This is a genomic window from Caulobacter sp. SRI_008, assembly GCF_057586355.1.
This window is the reverse complement of the sequence record NZ_JBYCZS010000045.1, coordinates 1-21,107: the sequence shown is the minus strand read 5'-3', so window position 1 is coordinate 21,107 and position 21,107 is coordinate 1. Positions and strand designations below refer to the sequence as shown.

The 21,107-nt window shown below is 68.2% G+C and carries 20 protein-coding genes, 1 tRNA gene and 1 pseudogene; 13 read left to right on the top strand and 9 right to left on the bottom strand.

The features are described 5' to 3' along the window. Window positions 1-32: 32 nt before the first annotated feature. Window positions 33-722, bottom strand: a pseudogene (locus AC2YHT_RS25255) (DEAD/DEAH box helicase); the annotation flags it as partial. A 131-nt stretch (window positions 723-853) separates the two neighbouring features. Here AC2YHT_RS25255 and AC2YHT_RS25250 point away from each other — a divergent pair. The 6 genes from AC2YHT_RS25250 to AC2YHT_RS25225 all read left to right on the top strand — a co-directional run bounded on the left by AC2YHT_RS25250 (window position 854) and on the right by AC2YHT_RS25225 (window position 8,054). Continuing rightward, window positions 854-2,527 (top strand): M28 family metallopeptidase, encoded by a 1,674-nt coding sequence (locus tag AC2YHT_RS25250; RefSeq protein ID WP_487292551.1) that lies wholly within the window; start codon window positions 854-856, stop codon window positions 2,525-2,527. 128 nt (window positions 2,528-2,655) lie between these two features. Then, the gene (locus tag AC2YHT_RS25245; RefSeq protein WP_487292550.1) at window positions 2,656-3,591 is read left to right on the top strand and encodes a DUF808 domain-containing protein; all 936 of its coding nucleotides are present in this window, start codon (window positions 2,656-2,658) and stop codon (window positions 3,589-3,591) included. Between the two features lie 15 nt (window positions 3,592-3,606). Further along, window positions 3,607-4,986, top strand: a complete 1,380-nt coding sequence (locus AC2YHT_RS25240; RefSeq protein WP_487292549.1) for a DUF6880 family protein — start codon at window positions 3,607-3,609, stop codon at window positions 4,984-4,986. 110 nt (window positions 4,987-5,096) lie between these two features. Continuing rightward, window positions 5,097-7,067: a putative bifunctional diguanylate cyclase/phosphodiesterase gene (locus AC2YHT_RS25235; RefSeq protein WP_487292548.1), complete on the top strand. Its 1,971-nt coding sequence runs from the start codon at window positions 5,097-5,099 to the stop codon at window positions 7,065-7,067. 383 nt (window positions 7,068-7,450) lie between these two features. Next, on the top strand, window positions 7,451-7,573 hold the full coding sequence (locus AC2YHT_RS25230; protein WP_487292547.1) for a hypothetical protein: 123 nt from the start codon (window positions 7,451-7,453) through the stop codon (window positions 7,571-7,573). Between the two features lie 124 nt (window positions 7,574-7,697). After that, window positions 7,698-8,054 carry a hypothetical protein gene (locus AC2YHT_RS25225; protein ID WP_487292546.1) on the top strand — a complete coding sequence of 119 codons (357 nt, stop codon included), beginning with the start codon at window positions 7,698-7,700 and terminating at the stop codon, window positions 8,052-8,054. A gap of 242 nt (window positions 8,055-8,296) precedes the next feature. Here the strand turns inward: AC2YHT_RS25225 and AC2YHT_RS25220 are convergent. Together AC2YHT_RS25220 and AC2YHT_RS25215 are read right to left on the bottom strand one after the other, a co-directional pair. Then, window positions 8,297-8,381, bottom strand: a tRNA-Leu gene (locus AC2YHT_RS25220). A gap of 79 nt (window positions 8,382-8,460) precedes the next feature. After that, complete coding sequence (locus AC2YHT_RS25215; protein ID WP_487292545.1) at window positions 8,461-9,369, bottom strand: LysR family transcriptional regulator; 909 nt, start codon at window positions 9,367-9,369, stop codon at window positions 8,461-8,463. A gap of 124 nt (window positions 9,370-9,493) precedes the next feature. Here AC2YHT_RS25215 and AC2YHT_RS25210 point away from each other — a divergent pair, with 124 nt between their 5' ends. From AC2YHT_RS25210 to AC2YHT_RS25195, 4 genes are all read left to right on the top strand, one after another. Further along, window positions 9,494-10,192, top strand: a complete 699-nt coding sequence (locus AC2YHT_RS25210; protein ID WP_110119677.1) for a pirin family protein — start codon at window positions 9,494-9,496, stop codon at window positions 10,190-10,192. 75 nt (window positions 10,193-10,267) lie between these two features. Continuing rightward, a complete protein-coding gene (gene wrbA, locus AC2YHT_RS25205; protein ID WP_110119678.1) occupies window positions 10,268-10,867 on the top strand; it encodes an NAD(P)H:quinone oxidoreductase in 600 nt (199 codons plus the stop codon). 385 nt (window positions 10,868-11,252) lie between these two features. Beyond that, on the top strand, window positions 11,253-11,897 hold the full coding sequence (gene upp, locus AC2YHT_RS25200; protein ID WP_487292544.1) for a uracil phosphoribosyltransferase: 645 nt from the start codon (window positions 11,253-11,255) through the stop codon (window positions 11,895-11,897). A gap of 103 nt (window positions 11,898-12,000) precedes the next feature. Continuing rightward, window positions 12,001-12,384, top strand: coding sequence for a response regulator transcription factor (locus AC2YHT_RS25195; RefSeq protein ID WP_487292543.1), 384 nt, complete (start codon window positions 12,001-12,003; stop codon window positions 12,382-12,384). 12 nt (window positions 12,385-12,396) lie between these two features. Here the strand turns inward: AC2YHT_RS25195 and AC2YHT_RS25190 are convergent, their stop codons facing one another. The 3 genes from AC2YHT_RS25190 to AC2YHT_RS25180 form a co-directional block, all read right to left on the bottom strand. Next, window positions 12,397-12,990 carry a hypothetical protein gene (locus AC2YHT_RS25190; RefSeq protein ID WP_487292542.1) on the bottom strand — a complete coding sequence of 198 codons (594 nt, stop codon included), beginning with the start codon at window positions 12,988-12,990 and terminating at the stop codon, window positions 12,397-12,399. Window positions 12,991-13,126: 136 nt separating this feature from the next. Then, on the bottom strand, window positions 13,127-14,623 hold the full coding sequence (locus AC2YHT_RS25185; protein WP_110119680.1) for a phosphomannomutase/phosphoglucomutase: 1,497 nt from the start codon (window positions 14,621-14,623) through the stop codon (window positions 13,127-13,129). Between the two features lie 124 nt (window positions 14,624-14,747). Beyond that, window positions 14,748-14,993: a hypothetical protein gene (locus AC2YHT_RS25180; protein ID WP_487292541.1), complete on the bottom strand. Its 246-nt coding sequence runs from the start codon at window positions 14,991-14,993 to the stop codon at window positions 14,748-14,750. A gap of 166 nt (window positions 14,994-15,159) precedes the next feature. On the opposite strand from AC2YHT_RS25180, the gene gpmA reads away from it, so the two are divergent. The 3 genes from gpmA (at window position 15,160) to AC2YHT_RS25165 (ending at window position 18,661) form a co-directional block, all read left to right on the top strand. Next, the gene (gpmA, locus tag AC2YHT_RS25175; protein WP_487292540.1) at window positions 15,160-15,873 is read left to right on the top strand and encodes a 2,3-diphosphoglycerate-dependent phosphoglycerate mutase; all 714 of its coding nucleotides are present in this window, start codon (window positions 15,160-15,162) and stop codon (window positions 15,871-15,873) included. A gap of 164 nt (window positions 15,874-16,037) precedes the next feature. Beyond that, the gene (locus tag AC2YHT_RS25170) at window positions 16,038-17,297 is read left to right on the top strand and encodes a pentapeptide repeat-containing protein (protein WP_487292539.1); all 1,260 of its coding nucleotides are present in this window, start codon (window positions 16,038-16,040) and stop codon (window positions 17,295-17,297) included. A 101-nt stretch (window positions 17,298-17,398) separates the two neighbouring features. Further along, window positions 17,399-18,661, top strand: a complete 1,263-nt coding sequence (locus AC2YHT_RS25165; RefSeq protein WP_487292538.1) for a pentapeptide repeat-containing protein — start codon at window positions 17,399-17,401, stop codon at window positions 18,659-18,661. Between the two features lie 190 nt (window positions 18,662-18,851). Here the strand turns inward: AC2YHT_RS25165 and AC2YHT_RS25160 are convergent, their stop codons facing one another. The 3 genes from AC2YHT_RS25160 to AC2YHT_RS25150 all read right to left on the bottom strand — a co-directional run. Next, complete coding sequence (locus tag AC2YHT_RS25160) at window positions 18,852-20,372, bottom strand: dipeptidyl-peptidase 3 family protein (RefSeq protein ID WP_487292537.1); 1,521 nt, start codon at window positions 20,370-20,372, stop codon at window positions 18,852-18,854. Between the two features lie 81 nt (window positions 20,373-20,453). Then, window positions 20,454-20,654, bottom strand: a complete 201-nt coding sequence (locus AC2YHT_RS25155; RefSeq protein WP_110119686.1) for a hypothetical protein — start codon at window positions 20,652-20,654, stop codon at window positions 20,454-20,456. Window positions 20,655-20,766: 112 nt separating this feature from the next. Next, window positions 20,767-21,107, bottom strand: a 341-nt coding sequence (locus tag AC2YHT_RS25150; RefSeq protein ID WP_487292536.1) for a sensor histidine kinase, incomplete at its 5' end; no start/stop codon positions are given.

Below are 21,107 nucleotides of genomic sequence, written 5' to 3'. Positions count from 1 at the left end.
GGGGGTGGCTAGGGGGTGGGGCGGCCCACCGGCCGCAGGCCGCTGGCGCTGACCCCCTCCGTCGGCTTCGCCGCCACCTCCCCCAGAGGGGGAGGATCTTGGTTTCTACCCAGCCACTTCCGCACCAGATCCGGATCATCGACCGTCGCCGACAGGCCCACCCGGCGCATGCGCGGGGCGAACTGCTGCAAGCGTGCGATGGCGAGCGCCAGGAGGTCGCCGCGCTTGGAGGGCCACATGGCGTGGGCCTCGTCGACGATGACGCACGACAGGTCGGCGAAATACTCCCGAGCGCCTTCCCAGGCGCAGAACAGGGCGAGTTGCTCGGGCGTGGTCAGCAGGATGTCGGGCGGACGGATGCGCTGGCGGGCCTTGCGGCTTTCGCCGGTGTCGCCGGTGCGGCTCTCGGCGACGATGGACAGGCCCATCTCGCGGATGGGGGTCATCAGGTTGCGCTCGACGTCGACCGCCAGGGCCTTGAGCGGCGAGATGTAGAGGGTGTGGATGCCGGCCGGGGTGTTGCGGGGCGCCCGTTCGGCCAGCTCGATCAGGCTGGGCAGGAAGCCCGCCAGGGTCTTGCCGCCGCCGGTCGGGGCGATCAGCAGGGCGTCGCGGCCGGCCTTGGCCTTCTCGATCATCGCCAGCTGGTGGGCGCGCGGCGCCCAGCCGCGGGTGGCGAACCACTCGGAAAAGCGCGGGGGAAGCAGGTCGGCCGGAACCATCGACGGGGCTATAGCATGTTCCTGTTCTGTTTCTGGCGGGGAATCGACAGTTCGCGACAGAACGATGTGCGAAGTTTGCCCTTCCTCGCCAAGCTTCCTAGGGTCGGCCCCGAAAGTTTTCGGAGTTCGCCATGTCCCGCGCCGCCCTTCTGCTGACCGCCGCCCTGGCCCTGCCGGCCCTGGCTCATGCTCAAGCGAAGATCGACAGCGGCCCGATCGATCCGGCCAGGCTGTCGGAGATCACCCGGGTGCTGGCGTCGGACGAGTTCCAGGGCCGCGCGCCGGGAGGTCCGGCCGAGCAGAAGACCACCGACTACATCGCCGCCCAGTTCAAGGCGCTGGGCCTGGAGCCGGCCGGCGACGCGGGCAGCTACACCCAGAAGGTGCCGCTGGTGCACACCCGCATCGACGGTCCGATCGCGATGAGCTTCGCTACCGCCGGCGGCGCCGTGCCGCTTGTCCAGGGCGAGCAGGCCCAGGTCATGACCCTGCTGCCGGTCGATGCCGTGGCGATCAAGAACGCGCCGCTGGTCTTCGTCGGCTACGGCGTTTCGGCTCCCGAGCGCGGCTGGGACGACTTCAAGGGCGCGGACCTGAAGGGCAAGGTCGCCGTCTTCCTGATCAGCGATCCCGACCTGGAAGCCGTGGAGGGCGAGCCCGCCTTCGGCAAGTTCGGCGGCAAGGCGGCCACCTACTACGCCCGCTGGACCTACAAGTACGAAGAGGCCGTGCGGCGCGGGGCGGTCGGCGCCCTGATCGTGCACGAGACCCTCGGCGCCGGCTACGGCTGGAGCACGGTGAAGGCCTCGAACGGCGAAGGCTACGACATCGTCCGCGCCAACCCCGCCAAGGAGAAGCTGCAGCTGCAGGGCTGGATCCAGCGTGATGTGGCCGTCGATCTCTTCAAGCGCTCGGGCCTGGATTTCGAGGCCCTGAAGAAGGCCGCCCGGGATCCGTCGTTCAAGCCGGTGGTCCTGAAGGGCGCGAGCTTCTCGGCCGCTTACAAGGTCGCCCATGAAGCCATGATCAGCCACAACGTGGTCGCCAAGCTGCCGGGGACGACCCACGCCGACGAGAGCCTGATGTACGCCGCCCACTGGGACGCCTACGGCGTCGGCGCGCCGGACGCGCAGGGCAAGACCATCCGGGCGGGCGCGGCCGACGACGCCATCGGCGTGGCCGGGGTGATCGAGGTCGCGCGGGCCTTCAAGCAGGGCCCGGCGCCGCAGCGCTCGATCCTGTTCGCCGCCTGGACGGGCGAGGAGCGGGGCCTCTTGGGTTCGGAATACTATGCCGTGAAGGCCGGCGATGCGGCGCTGGGCAAGATGGCCGCCAACTACACCCTCGACGTGCTCCAGACCGCCGGTCCGGCCAAGGACATCGTGCTGGTCGGGGCCGGCCAGAACGAGCTGGAGCAGGGCCTGGCCAAGGCCGCGGCCGCGCAGGGGCGCACGGTGACGCCGGACGCCAAGCCCGAGCGGGCGCTGTTCTATCGCGCCGACCACTTCTCGCTGGCCAAGCGCGGGGTGCCGGTGCTGCTGGTGATGGGTCTGGGCGGCGGGGCGGACCTGCTGAACGGCGGCCGCGCGGCCGGCGACGCCTGGGTCGCCGACTACACCAGCCGCTGCTACCACCAGCCCTGCGACGCCTGGAGCGCCGACTGGGACCTGCGGGGCGCGGCTCAGGACGTGGCCCTGGTCTACGAGGCCGGCAAGGCGATCGCCAATTCGCGCACCTGGCCTGACTGGAACGCCGGCTCGGAGTTCAAGCCGGTGCGCGCGGCCAGCGCCGCCGCGCGAAAATAACGAGCGCGGGGCCGTCGGCGTCGCGCGCTGCCGTCGTCGGCCTCTTTACCCGGAACAGGCGAGCCCTTAGGCAGGACGCGCATTGGGCCGCGTGGGGCGGCCGAATCCGCATCTGACAAGGTTCCTTCATGCCCTCGGGTCTCGTCGCGCTCCTGGATGACGTCGCCGGCATCGCCAAGATCGCCGCCGCCTCGATCGACGACGTCGGGGCCGCCGCAGGCAAGGCGGGGACCAAGGCCGTGGGCGTGGTGGTCGACGACGCGGCCGTGACCCCGGGCTACGCCATGGGCTTCACGCCCGACCGCGAACTGCCGATCGTGGCCAAGATCGCCGTCGGCTCGCTGCGCAACAAGCTGCTCTTCCTGCTGCCGGGCGCGCTGGTGCTCAGCGCCTTCGCGCCGTGGCTGGTGACGCCGATCCTGATGCTGGGCGGCGCCTATCTGGCCTTCGAGGCCACCGAGAAGATCCTCGAGATCTTCGTCCATCACGACGAGGCCGTGGAGACCGAGGAGCTGGCGCTCAGCGGTCCGGAGCTGGAGAAGGAAAAGGTCGGCGGGGCCATCCGCACCGACCTCATCCTGTCGGCCGAGATCATGGCCATCGCCCTGGCCGACGTGTCGGATCAGTCGATCCCCGTCCAGGCCGCCGCCCTGGCGGTGGTCGGGGTGGTGATCACCATCCTCGTCTACGGCGTGGTCGGGCTGATCGTGAAGATGGACGACATCGGCCTGCACATGGCCAAGAGCCCGCGCGCGGCGACGCAGAAGTTCGGCCGCGGCCTGGTCAAGGCCATGCCGGTGGTGATGAGCAGCCTGGGCTATATCGGCACGGCGGCCATGCTGTGGGTCGGCGGCGGCATCATCGTGCACGGCCTGCACCACTTCCACCTGACGCCCATCCCCGGCTGGGTCGAGGGGCTGCAGCACTGGGCCGGCCTGGTTCCGGTGATCGGGCCTGTGACCGGCTGGCTGGCCATGGCGCTGGCTTCGGCGGTGGTGGGTCTGGTCATCGGCGGGGTCATCGCCGGCGTGCTGCACGTCATTCCGCGCAAGAAGGCGCACTAGGTCGGGGAGCGCGGATTGGCCGAACCCAAGCCGAAAGCCGTCAAGAAGGCCGCGCCGCGCAAGGCGGTGAACGCGGCCAACCTGGCGCACCTGGGCCCCGAGGCCTTGGCCGAGCTGCTGATGGAGGTGGCCGAGGGCCACGCGGCCATCAAGCGCCGGCTGAAGCTGGCCCTGCTGGGCGAGGTGGGGGCGGCCGATCTGGCGGCCGAGATCGACAAGCGCATCGACGCCATCGCCGACAGCCGCGCCCGCATCAACTGGCGCAAGTTCAAGGAGTTCGTCCGCGATCTCGACGCCCATCGCGCCTCGGCGGCGGGGCGGCTGGGAGAGCTTGATCCCAACCTCGCCGTGCCGGTGCTGGTGCGGCTGGTGCGGGTGTCGGAAGACCTGGAAGGCCGGATCAAAGACCCCAAGGGCGAACTGCAGGCGGTGTTCGATCAGGCGGTCGTGGACGTGGCGGCCCTGTCGCCCAAGGCTCTGACGCTGGACAGCCGCTCGCTGGCCGACGCCCTGCTGGCCTTCGTCGAGGGGGCCTCGACCAAGCTCTCGGTCGACCTGCTGCGCGCCGCCGCCCCGGCCCTGGCCGGCGACGCCGTGGCCGTGTTGCGGGGTAAGGTGCGCGAGCGCCTGGCCGCCCAGCGCCGTCCGGACCCGCGCCTGCGCGCCGCCGCCCAGGTGCTGGCCGACCTGGAAGGCGACGTCGAGGGCTTCGCCGACCTGTTCACGGCCTCGCAACTGGTGCTGCCGCCGATCGGCGCCCAGCTCGCTCGCCGCTACCTGGCCGTCGGCCGCATCGCCGACGCCCTGGCGGCGCTGGACGTCTCGGCGCCCGGCCCGGGGATCGTCGAGCAGGCCGATGTCGGGGCCGTGGCCTGGAACGAGGCCCGCATCGCCGCCCTGGAAGCGGCCGGCGAGCCGCTGGAGGCCCAGGCCGTGCGCTGGGCGGGGTTCAAGGCCACGCTGTCGGTCGAGATGCTGCGGGCCTTCCTCAAGGGCCTGCCCGACTTCGAGGACGTCGAGGCCGAGGACCAGGCGCTGGACTACGCGCAAGGCTATCCCGATCCCTACAAGGCCCTGGCCTTCCTGACCGCCTGGCCCTCGGCGGCCGGGGCGGCGCGGCTGGTCATGGAGCGCGGACCGGCCCTGCACGGCGATCGTCCCGAGGTGCTGGAGCCGGCCGCGCGCCTGCTGGAGCACCGCCATCCGCTGGCCGCCACCGTGCTGCTGAGGGCCATGGTCGACGACGTGGTGCGCTACGGCCGCGCCGACCGCTACGCCGACGCCGCCCGCTGGGTGCTGGAGGCGGAGTCCCTGGCGCCGGGCCTGCCGGACGATATGGCCATCGACGATCACCCGACCTGGGCGCGGCGGGTGGCGGGCTATCGCCGGCTGTAGAGCTTGGCCGTGGCTGCGGCTTAGCGACGCGGCCAGCCGCAAGCCCCTGATAAGCAAGCCTTAAACGTAAGGGGCGCAGAGGTGGCGGTTCTCGTCCCGCAGCCGCCGCGATGTTTCGATTGCCCTGGTTCCGCCCCGTACCCTCGACCCCTGAACTGATGAAGGCGCAGGTGCGCGCCTTCTCCAGGCAGGTGCCGATGATGTACGCGCTGGTGCTGGTCAACACGATCGCCCTGTCGGCGACCCACCTTCGCGACGCGCCGTTGCTGCTGACCCTGGGCTTTCCCGGCCTGCTGACCGTGGCCAGCCTGGTCCGGCTGGTGACCTGGTGGCGGGCCCGCAAGACCGCCATCGACCAGGCTTCCGCCAAGCGCCTGCTGCGCCAGACCCTGGTCTTCGCGGGGCTGCTGGGCCTGGGCTTCACCCTGTGGTCGTTCAGCCTGTTTCCGTACGGCGACGCCTTCGCCAAGGCGCACGTGGTGTTCTACATGGCCATCACGGCCATCGGCTGCGTGTTCTGCCTGATGCACATGCGGGCGGCGGCCTTCCTGCTGACCGCCATCGTCATCGGGCCGATCACCGTCTTCCTGCTGGCCAGCGGCAATCCGGTGCTGACCGCCATCGGCTTCAACATGGCCCTGGTGGCGGTGGCCATGCTGGTCATCCTGCTGATCTCGTACCGCGACTTCTCCAACCTGGTCGAAAGCCAGCGGGGGCTGGAGGAGCGGCAGGCCGAGATCCAGAGCCTCAGCGACGACTATCTGCGCCTGGCCAACATGGACGGCCTGACCGGCCTGCCCAATCGCCGGCAGTTCTTCGCGCGCCTGCAACGGGTGACCGACGAGGCCGCCGCGCAGGGCCGCCGCTTCGCCGTCGGGGTGATCGACCTGGACGGCTTCAAGCCGGTCAACGACGCCTACGGCCACGCGGTCGGCGACCGCGTGCTGGTCGAGGCGGGCGAGCGCCTGGCCCGCGACCACGGCCAGCCGCTGTTCGTGGCCCGGCTGGGCGGCGACGAATACGGCCTGATCATCGAGGCCGACCTCGATCCCGAAGCCCTGCAACGCCTGGGCGCGGACCTGTGCGCGGCCCTGCGCGAGCCCTACTGCTTTCCGGGCGTCACAGCCCAGGTCTCCGGCTCGGTGGGCTTCGCGGTCTATCCGCAGGCGGCCAGCGCGCCCAACCTGCTCTACGAGCGCGCCGACTACGCCCTCTATCACGCCAAGCAGAACATCCGCGGCGCTGCGGTGGTGTTCTCGGCCGACCACGAGACGGCGATCAAGACCGCCGGCCTGATCGAGCAGGCCCTGCGTCACGCCGACATGGACGCCGAGTTCCGCCTGGCCTTCCAGCCGCTGGTCGACATCAAGGACGAGCGCACCATCGGTTTCGAGGCCCTGGCCCGCTGGACCAGCCCGACCCTGGGCGTGGTCTCGCCGGGCGACTTCGTGCCGGTGGCCGAGCGCTCGGGCCTGATCGCGCGAATGTCGCCGGTGCTGCTGGGCTGGGCCCTGGACGCGGCGGCGACCTGGCCGGAGGACATCCGGCTGTCGTTCAACCTGTCGGTCCGCGACATCGCCTCGCCCGAGCAGATCGCCCGTATCATCGAGATCATCCAGGCCAGCGGCGTCGATCCCGGCCGCATCGACCTGGAGGTCACCGAGACCGCCGTCATGCGCGACTTCGACCAGGCGGCCCGCTCGCTGGCGGCGCTGAAGGCGCTGGGCGTGCGCATCGCGCTCGACGACTTCGGGGCCGGCTATTCCAGCCTCAGCTACGTGCACCGCCTGCCGATCGACAAGCTGAAGATCGACGGCAGCTTCATGCGCGGGCTGGAGGCGGCCGACAAGCGCCGGGCCATCGTCAAGACCATCCTCGACCTCTGCCGCAACCTGGGCCTCGACTGCGTCATCGAAGGCGTGGAGACCCCCGAGCAGTTGGTGCTGCTCCAGCCCCTGGGCTGCCGCGTGGTGCAGGGCTTCCTGTTCGCGCGGCCGATGCCGGGCGAGGCGGTGGCGGGCTATCTGGCGGCGGAGCGGGACGTGGCCGTGGACGCCGAGGGGCTGCGGTCGGCGGGGTAGGGCGCTTGATTCCCTCTCTCTGAGAGAGAGGGAGGGGCCCGCCGCGAAGCGGTGGGAGGGTGAGAGGTTTCACCGTCGGCCGTCAGGATCTCGGCCTCTTTCACCCAAAGCGCTCGCGGTTTCCGGTCGGAAGACCCTTCCGGAAGCATGGCTTCATGGTGGTCAGCCCCCGAGGTCGTCATGACGCCTCGACGGCGCCTTTCCGGAGAGTTTGTTACCTCTCACCCTCCCACCGCCTGCGGCGGCGGGCCCCTCCCTCTCTCAAAGAGAGAGGGTTCTGAAGGCCTAACGCCGATCTTCGAATTCATCCCCATACGATCAAACCCAGTAGCGCCGTTCGCCAAGCTGTGATTGCATCGAGAAAAATAAGGGGAGAGAAACGAATGGAACTGGTCCAATGGCCGGCGCTGATTGCGTTGGCGGTCGGCGTCGTGGTTTGGGGCGGCGTGATTCTGGTCCGCAATTGGCGCGAAGCGCCCGCGACGGCCGAGGAAGATCTCGACTAGTCTTTCAAGTTCTCAGCTGATCGATCGACAAAACCGTCTCGTACTGGCGGCGTGATCGTGCACGGCTCGATCTCGCCCACGGGGTCGGCTGGCGCCTGCCGGCGGGCTCGACTAGTTTGCCGCCATGACCACCCCGCTTTCCGCCCTGAAGCCCATCGTCCTGACCAATGACGCCGGCGTCGCGTTCCTGCGGCGCCATCCGGCGACGCGCGAGGTGGCGACCGATGCGTCGGAGGCCGGCCTGTTGCGGGCGAGCTTGCACTTCGTCGACGCCATGGAGCCGCCGCCGGAAGAGCAGTGGGCCATGCCCAACGCCGATGTGCCGGAAGACCGCGCGCATGACCTGACTTTCGAGAACACTGGCCACGCGCCGCCCTACGGCTTCTGGATCACCCATCCCGACGTGCTGGCCTGGGCGACGGACTTCGTCGAGGACGACGGCGCGGCGTGGCTGGTGAGGGTCTGGCTGAAGGGCGCTTGAGGTCTGGTCGATATCCACGAGCTTGAGTCGATTTTCACCGAGCATCCCCGCGAAGGCGGGGATCCAAGCCGACTCCACAGATGATCCGCAGACTGGCCTTCTCCTGAAAGTCGGCTTGGGTCCCCGCCTTCGCGGGGAAGGACGGATATGGGGTGGCAGGCTGGTGACTGTCGATCCGAGCGACTGGCGCGCCTCGTCATGGCGAACTGCCGCCTGACGACACAAACCCTTGTCAGATAAGCTGGTGCGGGCGGTCGGGGTCGAACCGACACTCCTTTCGGAACCGGATTTTGAGTCCGGCGCGTCTACCAGTTTCACCACGCCCGCGCTTCGCTGCTTGCCCGGGGGCGAAGCGAAGAGGCGACTTCCTAGCAGCGGTCGCCCGGAAGTTCCAGAGGCGTTTCACTCACCCCAGCCACGGCGCTTTCGCCAGCCGTTCGGCCAGGAACTCCATCAGCACGCGCACCCTGGCCGGGCGGATGGCGCTGGGCGGGGTGACCAGGTGCATGGCGATCGGGGGCGGGGTCCAGTCGGCCAGGACCTGCTCCAGCTTGCCGTCGGCGACGTCGTTCCAGACCATGAAGTCGGGCTGCATGGCCAGGGCCTGGCCCTCCAGCAGCAGGGCGCGGAAGACGTCGGCGTTGTTGGCGCGCAGTTGGGCCGGCACGCTGATGGCGTACTGGCCCTGCTGGGGGTGCTCGAACCGCCACGCGTCGCGCGAGCGGCCGCCGGTGTAGAAGAGGGCGCGGTGGCCGGTCAGGTCCTTCGGGTGCTGGGGTCGTCCATGGCGGTCGAAATAGTCGGGCGAGCCGACCAGCATCACCCGCACCGGGCAGAGGCGCCGGGCCAGCAGGCTGGAATCCTCCAGCGCCGAGATCCGCAAAGCCAGATCGAAGCCGTCTTCGACGATATCGACCAGCTGGTCCGACAGCGACAGCTCGACCGATACCTCCGGATAGAGGGTGAAGAAGTCCGAGAGGGCAGGGCCCAGATAGCCGATCCCGAACGACATCGGCGCGGCCATCCGCACCAGGCCGCGCGGCACCGCTGATTGCGCCGAGGCCTCCAGCTCCAGGGCCTCGCCGTCGGCGAGCAGGCGGCTGGCGGCCTCCAGCGAGCTCTGGCCGCTGTCGGTCAGCGACAGCCGGCGCGAGGTGCGGTGGAAGAGGGTGGCGCCCAGCCGCTGCTCCAGGCGTGACACCGCCTTGGACACCGTCGCGTTCGACAGGCCCAGGTCCTTGGCGGCCCGGGCGAACGAGCCGGTCTCGGCCACCTTGGCGAACACGGCCCAGGCCTCGAAGTCGGGGAGTTTCATCATGTCGTTTTTGGAAATGGTTTCTTTCGACCATTTCTATTTCGGATCGGGCGATCTGTCTCCATCTTCCTCGTCAACGGAGACGCCGACACGGCTTCCCCACCTGACACACCGGGAGATCGACATGATCGAAGTTCGCAAGTTCGACAGCCTGGGCGGCGCCAATCACGGTTGGCTCGACGCCAAGCACCACTTCTCGTTCGCCGGCTACCACGATCCCAAGCGCGTCCACTGGGGCGCCCTGCGGGTCTGGAACGACGACACCATCGCCGCCGGCACCGGCTTCCCGCCGCACCCGCACAACGACATGGAGATCATCACCTATGTCCGCGAGGGGGCGATCACCCACCAGGACAGCCTGGGCAACAAGGGCCGCACCGAAGCGGGCGACGTGCAGGTGATGAGCGCCGGCACCGGCATCCGTCACTCGGAGTACAACCTCGAGCCGGGCGTGACCAAGATCTTCCAGATCTGGATCATTCCGGACCGTGGTGGCGAACCGCCCGCCTGGGGCGCCAAGCCGTTCCCCAAGGGCGACCGCTCCGGCAAGTTCGTGGCCCTGGCCAGCGGCTTCGAAGGCGACACCGACGCCCTGCCGATCCGCACCGACGCCCGCGTCCTGGGCGCGACGCTGAAGGCCGGTGAAGAGACCGAGTACTCGCTGGGCGACGGCCGCCACGCCTACCTCGTGCCCTCGACCGGCAAGGTCGAAGTCAACGGCGTGGCGCTGGACACCCGCGACGGCGCGGCGATCGCCAATGAGAACACCATCCGGGTGAAGGCTCTGGAAGACGCCGAACTCGTGCTGGTCGACGCCGCCTAAACCTTCAAGACGCGGCGGCAGTCGCCGCGTCTTTTCCTCCCCAACCTCAGACTAAGCTTTCTCTAGGAGACTCCCATGGCCAAGGTTCTGGTCCTTTACTACTCGTCGTACGGCCACATCGAGACGATGGCCAAGGCCGTCGCCGAAGGCGCGCGCAGCGCCGGCGCGACCGTCGACATCAAGCGCGTTCCGGAAACCGTGCCGGAAGAGATCGCCAAGGGCGCTCACTTCAAGCTCGACCAAGAGGCTCCGATCGCCACCGTCGCCGAACTGGCCGACTACGACGCCATCATCATCGGCACCGGCACGCGTTTTGGTCGCCTGAGTTCGCAGATGGCCGCGTTCCTCGACCAGGCCGGCGGCCTGTGGGCCCGCGGCGCGCTGAACGGCAAGGTCGGCGGCGCGTTCGTCTCGACCGCCAGCCAGCACGGCGGCCAGGAAACCACCCTGTTCTCGATCATCACCAACCTGCTGCACTTCGGCATGACGATCATCGGCCTGCCCTATAGCCACCAGGGCCAGATGAACAACGACGAGATCGTCGGCGGCGCGCCCTACGGCGCCACCACCGTCGCCGGCGGCGACGGCAGCCGCCAGCCGACCCAGATCGACCTGGACGGCGCCCGCCACCAGGGCGAACTGATCGCCGCCGCGGCGATCAAGCTGCACGGCTAAGGGCAGTTCAAGGAACCGGGTTCCTCCCCCATCCCGACCCGGTTTCTCCCGGCCGCGTCGCGCTTCATCCTCCCCCCAGGAAGCGCGGCGCGGCTTTTTCTTTTGGAAAACGGCGGCTTAACCGCGTTTGGAAGCATCACGTTCAGCCTGATGCGCGAGGATGCTCGCACGCAGGGGACAGCGAGGCGGGCGTGGCGAAGAAGGACAAAGCAGTCAAGCGGAGGTCGGGAATGGCCGACTTCATGACGCTGCTGGTCTGCATCGCCTGCACCGTGTGGGCCTTCAGGACGATCGTCGGCCTGGCCGGCTGATTATCGCTTGGCCTTGGGCCAAGAAGGCGGCACTTGAGCGGCAAAGCCGTTTCAAGACCAGGATGTCGCCGCCCATGAACACCCAAACCGCCCAGGGCGTCACGATCGTCGATCACCCGCTGGTGCAGCACAAGCTGACCCTGATGCGGGACAAGGAAACCTCCACCAAGACCTTCCGCGCCCTGATGCGCGAGACCGCGACCCTGATCTGCTACGAGGTCACCCGCGAGCTTTCGATGGACGAGGTCGAGATCCAGACCCCGGTCGCTCCGACGCAAGCCAAGGTCATCGCCGGCAAGAAGCTGGTCTTCGCCCCGATCCTGCGCGCGGGCCTGGGGATGGCCGAGGGCATGCTCGACCTGGTGCCGTCGGCCCGTGTGGCCCACATCGGCCTCTATCGCGATCCGCAGACCCTCGAGGCCGTCGAGTACTACTTCAAGACCCCGGAAGACATCGCCGACCGCCTGGTCATCGTCGTCGATCCGATGCTGGCCACCGGCCACACGGCCGTCGCGGCCATCGACCTTCTGAAGAAGCGCGGCGTGCGCGACCTGCGGTTCGTCTGCCTGCTGGCCTCGGTCCCGGGCGTGGAGACCCTGCGCGCGGCCCACCCCGACGTGCAGATCTGGACGGCGGCGGTGGACGTCTCGCTCAACGACCACGGCTATATCGTTCCGGGCCTGGGCGACGCCGGCGACCGCACTTTCGGGACGCGCTGACCCGCCAGCGCGCTTCGGCCCCAAAGCGGGGCTGTTTGTGCGTCTGCGCACTTGCGCGACTCCCCGGGCGCGGTAAGCAACGACGTTAACCTTTCGGGACGCCATGCTGGTCACGCCGCCGCAGATCTATGTCGCCGACGACGACGCCCTGACGCGCGAGCTGGTCGAGATCCAGCTCGGGCGCGGCGGCTACGCCGTGCGGACCTATCCGGCGGTCGAAGACCTGCTGTCGGCGGTCGAGGCCGCGCCGCCGGCCCTGATCCTGCTCGACGTGCGCATGCCAGGGCTTTCGGGCCTGGACGCTCTGCGCAGCCTCAAGGCGGCGCCGGGCGGCGCCGAGATCCCGGTGCTGATGCTGACGGGGGAGGGGCGGCTCGACCGCATCGTCCAGGCCCTGCAGCTGGGCGCGGCCGGCTACGTGATGAAGCCGTTTACGGGCAAGGCGTTGCTGGATCGGATCGGCGAGGTCTTGGAGGCGCGGGTTTGACGGCAGTGTGCCTCAAACGAATTTGCTGAGGTCGGTTTCGCGATCTGGGTAAACAGTGCGCCAAATGTTGGCGTAGGCGTTAAAAATGGACGTCTTCTGGTTTTTCAGGAAATCCAAATTAAATCCAACGAGTGGGTTGGTTAGATTTTGATATTCCGCTTCAAGTTTCTTTTGAACATTTCTCAATATTCCCAAAAACATCACAACATGTGTGATGAGAGCGGTATCGCCGATCTCGTGGAGCGGAATGGATGTGAGGCCGTCAATGGGCACATTAAAATCGCTCGGCACATAGTTATCAATGAAATTTTCTCTCTGATTTCCGGGTGCCTGGCAGGCATCATTGAGCTTTTTAAAAGCAGATATGCCGTTTTCGGAAATTGTCGCAACGCTTTCCCATAATTGTCGACGTTTTTCAGTGTCGCGCTTCCTGGCTTCCCTGCTGTCTCGGCCGGCGATCCATGTTGCAGCCATGATGGCGACTATTGACCCGACCGCCTGAACCCATGCTGCGGTTCCTTCGTGTCTATCAAATGTGGGAGAAAGTACACAAACGATGGCTATTGCGACTGGAATGGAAATGGCCAGGACGAGATATTTTTGCATATCGAACCGCTTCCGGCGTTGCGCAGCGATGAATAGACTTATGGAAAAACGGGAAATAGCCAAACAAAAAGGCCGGGGATCGCTCCCCGGCCTTTCGTTCGTCAGGGCCGTGAGGCCGATCAGATTTCCTGCCCGTTTAGATTTCCTGGTTGTACTTGCCGACGCGGGCGCCCAGGCGCGGCTTCACTTCCTGGTGGAAGAGGGCCTTCATGTCGTCTTCCGACTGGGTGCTCTCGACCACGACCACCACTTCGGGCTTGTTCGACGAGGCGCGGACCAGCACCCACGAACCGTCGTCCAGGTGGACGCGCACGCCGTTGACGGTGATCACCTCGGTGATCTTCCGACCCAGGATCGAACCGCCGGCGGCGAACAGGTCTTCGTATTCCTTCACCACCTCGGCGACGACGCCGTACTTCTTCTCGTCGTCGCAGTGCGGGCTCATGGTCAGCGAGGTGAAGGCGATCGGCAGGGCCTTGCGCAGGTCCGACAGCTTCTTGTCCGGGTTGCGGTCGAGCATGGCCAGCACGGCGGCGGCGGCGGTCAGGCCGCAGTCGTAGCCGTAGCCCAGCGGGGCGTTCATGAAGAAGTGGCCGCTCTTTTCGAAGCCGGCCAGGGCGCCGGTCTCGGCGCTCTTGCGCTTGATGTAGCTGTGGCCGGTCTTCCAGTAGATGACCTTGCAGCCGTGCTCTTTCAGGATCGGGTCGGTGGCGTAGAGGCCGGTCGACTTGACGTCGACGACGAAGGTCGCGCCCGGGTGCAGCGGGGCCAGGTCGCGGGCCAGCATCAGGCCGATCTTGTCGGCGAAGATCTCCTCGCCCTCGTCGTCCACGACGCCGCAGCGGTCGCCGTCGCCGTCGAAGCCGAAGGCCAGGTCGGCGCCGTGCTCACGGACGGCCTTGGCCATCTCGTGCAGCATTTCCAGATCTTCCGGGTTCGGATTGTACTTGGGGAAGGTGTAGTCGAGGTCGGTGTCCATGCCGACGACGTCCGACACGCCCATGCGCTGCAGGGCGTCGACGGCGAAGGCGCCGGCGGTGCCGTTGCCGCAGGCGGCCAGCACCTTCAGCGGACGGCTGATCTGGGCGCGGGTGGCGACATTGGCGATGTAGCGCTCGGCCTGGCCTTCGACGCGGATCAGCTTGCCGCCGTCACGCTCGACGAACTTGGCGTTCAGGACGATGTCCTTGAGCTTGCCCATCTCGTCCGGACCGAAGGTCAGCGGCTTCTGGGCGCCCATCTTCACGCCGGTCCAGCCGTTCTCGTTGTGGCTAGCGGTGACCATGGCCACGCAGGGGATGTCGAGGTCGAACTGGGCGAAATAGGCGGTGGGCGACAGGGCCAGGCCGATGTCGTGCACCTCGCAGCCGGCGCTCAGCAGGCCCAGGATCAGGGCGTTCTTGATCGACGAGGAGTAGGAGCGGAAGTCGTGGCCGACCACGATCTTCGACTGGCCCAGTTCCTGGATGTAGGTGCCTAGGCCCAGGCCCAGGGCCTGAATGCCCAGCAAGTTGATCTCGGGGCCGAACAGCCAGCGCGCATCGTATTCACGGAAGCCCGTCGCCTTGACCAGCGGCTCGTTTTCATAAGCGGCGGTATTCGGAACCAGATCGGCGCGGGGAGTCGAGAACATAGGAGCTCGCTTCAATGAGTGGTGGGGTGCGTTTAGCTGTCGGAGTGGTTGCTTGCCACCCTCTTCGTATGACGATGATCGATCAATGTGACGGTTGATCGAGATTTGGCGTCGCGGCGGGCGCCTATTGTGCGAGGTCGCCGGTGGCGGCGGCCGCGGCGTCGGCTTCGCGCTGGCGGCGTTGGTCGCTGCGGCGGGCCGAGTCCTTCTCCCGTTCGATCAGCGCCTTCATTTCCGGGGTCTGCTGCAGGGGCGTGGAGCCGAAGGGGCCGGGCGAGCGGTCGCCGTAGCCCTGCGGCCAGACCATGGCGAAGGCGATCATCGCCAGGGCGACGAGCGCGCAGAGGGGCATGAAGATGCGATCGGGCATGGTCCGGCTATAGCACGTCGTTCGTGGCGGGACAGGGGCGATGCTCGGCTAGATGCTGACGTAGCGTCATCCGCCCTTGCGCCGCCTGGCGTCGCAAGGGCGTCGCGCCGCTTGACGGCGGCCCCGCGCGGCCTTAGCCCGCGCTGGACCAATCAAGGGAGTTCCGATGCCCGTCCTCGTCCTGCTTCGCCACGGCCAGAGCCAGTGGAACCTCGAGAACCGCTTCACCGGCTGGGTGGACGTGGATCTCACCGCCGAGGGCGAGGCCCAGGCCCGCAAGGGCGGCGAACTGATCAAGGCCGCCGGCCTCGACATCGATGAGGCCTTCACCTCGGTCCAGACCCGCGCCATCCGCACCTGCAACCTGGCGCTCGACGCGGCTTCGCAAAGCTTCGTGCCGGTGACCAAGGATTGGCGTCTGAACGAGCGCCACTACGGCGGCCTGACCGGCCTCAACAAGGCCGAGACCGCCGAGAAGCACGGCGAGGAGCAGGTCACCATCTGGCGCCGCTCCTACGATGTTCCGCCCCCGGAACTGGCCCCGGGCGGCGAATACGACTTCGCCAGCGACCGCCGCTACAAGGGCGCGAACCTGCCCTCGACCGAGAGCCTGGCCACGACCCTGGTGCGCGTGCTGCCCTACTGGGAAGAGGCCATCGCTCCCAAGCTGAAGGCCGGCGAGAACATCCTGGTCGCCGCCCACGGCAACTCGCTGCGCGCCATCGTCAAGCACCTGTTCGCGGTGCCGGACGACCAGATCGTCAAGGTCGAGATCCCCACCGGCAACCCGCTGGCCATCGAACTGGACGCCGACCTGAAGCCGGTGGGCGCCCGTTACCTCGACGAGGCCCGCGCCGAGAAGCTGCCGACCATCGGCTGAAACCGTTCTTTCAGGTCTTCCGGGGTTCCTTTCGTCCGGGGACGAAAGGAACCCTAGGTCGTTTCAGGTCTTGTCTGCGCGCAGGAAGTGCCTGGAAACACGACGTTAATGCTGCCGGGCGCATCAATTGGGCGTACCCTAAGGGTGCGAAGATGTGAGCTTGCATGAACACCCCGGCAGCGGCAGGCCAGGAACACCGGCGCCTGACGCAACAAGAAGTCGACGTGATCTGCGCCAAGCACGACCGCCTGTGGTCGGCTCGGCTCGGCGGAGCGCGCGCGGTGTTCGCCTTCTGCGACCTTTCCGGACTGGTGCTGGCCGGTCGTAACCTGTGCGACGCCGACTTCACCGGCGCGCTGCTGGTGGGCGCGGACCTGCGCCGCTGCAAGCTCGACAACGCCAATCTCTACGGCGCCGACATGCAGGGCGCGGACCTGACCGATTCCTCGCTGCGGCGCTCGGACCTGCGCGGCTCCAGCCTGCGCGGCGCCAACCTGACCGGCGCCGACATGTTCGAGGCCGACCTGCGTGAAGGCCAGATCGCCGCCGCCGACCGCGAGAAGGGCTATCGCATCATCGAGCCGGTGCAGCGCGAGGCCTATGCGGCCGGCGCTAACCTCTCGGGGGCCAATCTCGAGCGCTCGCGGCTGTCGGGCATCGTCGCCACCAAGGCCGACTTCAGCGACGCGATCCTCAAGGACGCCAAGCTGGTGCGCGCCAACCTCAAGCAGGCCAACTTCAACGGCGCCAACATGGCAGGGGCCGACCTTTCGGGCGCCAACCTGTCCGGCGCGGATCTGCGCAACACCGTGCTGGTGGGGGTGAAAACCCTGTCCTGGAACGTCACCGGGGCCAGCATGGAAGGGGCGCTGACCGACAAGGCCTCGGGCGTCGACGTCTCCGACATGCCCTACGAGCAGATGATCGCCGACCACGCCCGCTGGTGCGAAACCGGCGGGGCCGAGGGCAAGCCGTCGTCGTTCGACCGGGCCGACCTGCGCAATCTGAAAAGCATCCGCGGCTTCAACCTGACGGCCCTGTCGGCCAAGGGCGCGGTGTTCTATGGCCTCGACATGGAGGGCGTGCAGATGCAGGGCGCCCAGCTGGAAGGGGCGGACCTTCGGGCCTGCAACCTGCGCCGGGCCGACCTGCGCGGGGCGCGGCTGAAGGGCGCCAAGCTTTCCGGCTCGGACCTGCGCGACGCCCAGCTCGGGCCGCTGCTGATCGGCAAGGACCGGCTGCTGCCGGCCGACCTGACCGGCGTGCTGCTGACCAACGCCGACCTGGCCCGGGCCGACCTGCGCGGCGCGTGCCTGGCGGGCGCGGACCTGTCGCGCGCCAACTTCACCAACGGCAACCTCAAGGACCTCGACCTGACCGGAGCGATCCGGCTGGGCGCGCGGGGGTTGGACGACGTCATCTGACGAAATGTGACGAAAAGACGCGGCCTTAACCGTTCGCTCGTCGATTCCTGTTATCCGATGAAATTCAAGAGACTTACGCAGAGTCGGGAGGGGGTCCCGCAATGAACGCCGTGCAGAACCTTGCGGGTCGCCGCAAGCTCAGCCAGGCCGAACTCGACATGCTCATCACGGCCCACGAGAAGTTCGTGACCGGCAAGCAGGGCGGCAAGCGCGCCTCGCTGCGGTTCATGAACCTGTCGGGCCTGGACCTGTCGTTCCGCAACCTGACCGACGCCGACCTGTCGGCCTCGATCCTCGACGGCTGCCGCATGGTGCGCACCAAGCTGGATCGCGCCAGCCTGTTCGGCTGCGACCTGCGCAAGGCCGACCTGCGCCAGGCCAGCCTGCAACGCGCCGACCTGCGCGGGGCCTGCCTGCGCGGCGCCAACCTCTCGCAGGCCGACCTGACCCAGGCCGACTTCCGCGAGGGCCAGATCGCCATCCCGCACCCCCGCAAGGGGCTGGACACCCTCAAGCACGAGACCCGCAACGGCGAGGTCGACGAGGTCAACTTCTCGGGCGCGACCCTCGACGGCTCGCAGTTCACCGGCGTCTCGGCCTTCAAGGCCGACTTCTCCGACTGCTCCCTGCGCGGGGCCAAGCTGTCGGGCGCCAACCTGAAGGAAGCCAATCTCGCCGGCGCCATCCTCGACAACGCCGACATCAAGGGCGCCAACCTCGAGGGCGCCAACCTGCAGGGCTCGGTGATGGCCGGGGTCGACACCTCGACCGCCCGGACCAGCGGCGCGCACATGAGCGGGGCCCTGACGGCCTCGACGCAGGAAGCGGTGAACAAGGCCCGTGAGCTTTACGCCCGGTGCCTCGCCAACCAGCAATGGTGCCAGACCGGCGGCAAGGAGGGGCAGGCGGCCCGTCTGGACGGCGAGGACCTGCGTCCGCTCGGCGACCGGCTGAAGGGCCTGCGCCTGACCGCCATGACCGCCAAGGGCGCTTGCATGGTCGGCATGGACCTGTCGGGCGCCCAACTTCAGGGCGCGAACCTGCAGAACGCCGACCTGCGCGCGGCCAATCTTCGCGGGGCCGACCTGCGCGGCGCCAAGCTGACCGGCGCCAACCTGACCAAGGCCGACCTGCGCCAGGCCTATCTGTCGCCGCTGCCGCTGGGTCCTCAGCGCCAGACCCAGGCCAGCCTGGCGGCCGCCCGCATGCGCTACGCCATGGTCCAGACCGCCGACCTCTCCGAAGCCATCCTCGACGGCGCGGACCTGCGCGGCGCCGACTTCACTGGCGCCCGTCTGGCCAAGGCCAGCTTCCGCGACTGCGACCTGAACCAGGTGCAGGGCGTGGATTTCGCGCCGGCGTAAAGTCGGAAGGGGAGAGACCGCCCCTTCAAATCACATATGTCCAAAGCCGCCTCCCTCGCCCTTGTGGCGAGGGCCCATGGCGGCGGCTGCTCAGGCCTCGGCTAGGCTCGAAGGGTCTGAGCAGGCTGACGCATGGATCCTGGGCACAAGGCCCAGGAAGGCAAACTTGGTTGGGAGAAGGATCAGATCGTCACACCTTCGCCGGATAGACCGGGGTGATGTCCACCGGGATGTCCTTCAGCGTGGCGATCACGCCGCGGGCCTCGTCGTCGAGGTGGGCGTAGCGGTCGAAGAAGGCGACCATGCCGGCGTAGTCGCCGTCGCCCTGCAGCTTGACGATGTCGGCCACCAGGTCGCGGATGCCGGCGGCCATCTTGGCGTCGTCGATGCGGTAGCGCTTGGCGACGGGGTCGAAGACGAAGGCGCCCTTGGCCTTGAGGTAGCCGTACTGCAGGGCCGCGCCCCGGCCGTGGGCCTCCTCGTCGCCCCAGCGGGCGGCGCGGAAGATGCCGGCGGTGTAGGTGGCGAAGAGCTGCGGACGCTCGGCGGCCGGGATCTCGTTCTTCTCCATCATGAAGAGGATGTTCCAGGCGCCCATGACGTCGGCCTTGGCCTCCTCGGCGGTGCCGGCGATGTCCTTCAGCTCGGCCGAGACGGTGGTGGCGCGGCCGGCGACGGTGATCGAGCCCGGGCCCAGGCTGTGCGACAGCTCGTGGAACAGGGTCTCCAGCGTCATGTACTTCTGGCTGACCAGGGCGGCCTGGTCGGCGACCAGCACGCGCGAGGCGATGGGAGAGAGGATGCCCTCGTACTTGGCGGCCAGCACGTTGGACAGGATCACCTTCTTGGCGCCCTTGGCCTCGCGCACCCGCTCGTCGTTGGGCAGGTTGAAGGCCACGGTCTGGGGCCCATGCAGATTGTCGCCGCCGCCGCGGATCTGCTCGGCCACGGCGATCGGCGAGGCGCCGCCGCGCTTGAAGTTCTTGTAGGCGTCGGCGACGGGGAGGTTGGCCTCCATGTCGCGCAGATAGGCCTTGTACTTGTCGAGGGCCTGGCTCTCGGTCGGGTTCTTCAGGGTGACGAAGGCCTCGAAGGCGGCCTTCTGGCCGATCATCTCGTCGGTGTAGGTCTCGTACGGACCGATGGCGACCTCGATCGGCGTGCCTTCCAGGTCCATCCAGGCCATCTCGGACTGGAAGTAGTCGTTGGAGCGGAACGACTGGGCGCGCAGGGTCAGGAAGCGCTTGAGGCTGGCGTTGGTGGTGACCTTGGCGGCTTCGTCCAGCAGGGCGGCGGCCTTGGTCAGCTCGGGCTTGTAGGCGACCGAGTAGGGCACGGCGACCAGCTTGTCGCCCTCGCGGCGGACCACCGTGTAGGCGTCCATCAGCGACGCCTTCTGGTCGGGATGGGCGGCCAGATAGGTCTCGAACTCCGCCTTGGTCATGCCTGGCGGATAGAAGCCGTGGCCGGGGCCGTCGGCGCCGCCCTGGGCGACCGCCTGCTTGTCGTAGATGGCCGTCATCTGGTCGGCGGCCTGGATCAGCAGGTTCACCACCTTGCGCTCCTCGGGGCTGAGGAAGGCGGTGTCGGTCTTCATGCGGATGGTCGCGTAGTTCTCGGGCGCGGCCAGGGCGGGGGCGGAGGAGAGGGCCGCGACCGAGACGCCGAGCGTCAGGGCGAGGGCCAGGGCGGGGGAAACAAGCGCGCGCATGAAGGGCCTTTGCGAAACCAGCGAAGGCGACGCTTACACCCGCCCCATGGCCAAGACGAGGCGAAGACGAGGGGCGCGGGCCTAAAAACGCCGCCGCTTCAGCGAGGCGAAGGCGTCGAGCATCACGGCGGCCAGAGCGGTCTGGCTCTGGGCGAAGGCCGGGTCGCTGGCGGTTCCGGACAGCCGCATGCCGTCGGGGCGCACGACGCTCCAGGTGTAGCGGCCGGCGGCGATGTCGAGCTCGACCTGGCAGTCGGAAGCGGGCGGGGCGGCGGTCAGCATGGGCGATCTCCTGTGGGGGCGAGATCGAAGCCTAGAAGCGCCCTGAGGCGCGGTGATGAACCGCTTGTGGAGATTCCGTGCAGACGCCCAAAATGGCGATCAGGAGGAGGGGTCAGGCCGTCGGCAGCGACAGCGAGAACCGCGCGCCCGCGTCGCCGGCCAGATAGGTCGCCTCGCCGCCGTGGGCGCGGGCCAGGGAGCGGGCGATGGAGAGGCCAAGGCCGGTGCCGCCCTGCGTGCGGCGCGTCGTGAAGAACGGCTCGAACAGGCGCGCGGCGTCGGCGGGGGCGACGCCCGGACCATCGTCGGCGACCTCGAGCACGACCTCGGCGCCGTCCTGGCGGCCGCAGATCGTCACCTGCCTGGCGCCGGCCTGGCGGCTGTTCTCGACCAGCACGGTCAGCACCGTCTCGATCACCGCCAGGGGGGCGGCGACCGGCGGCAGGTCGGCCG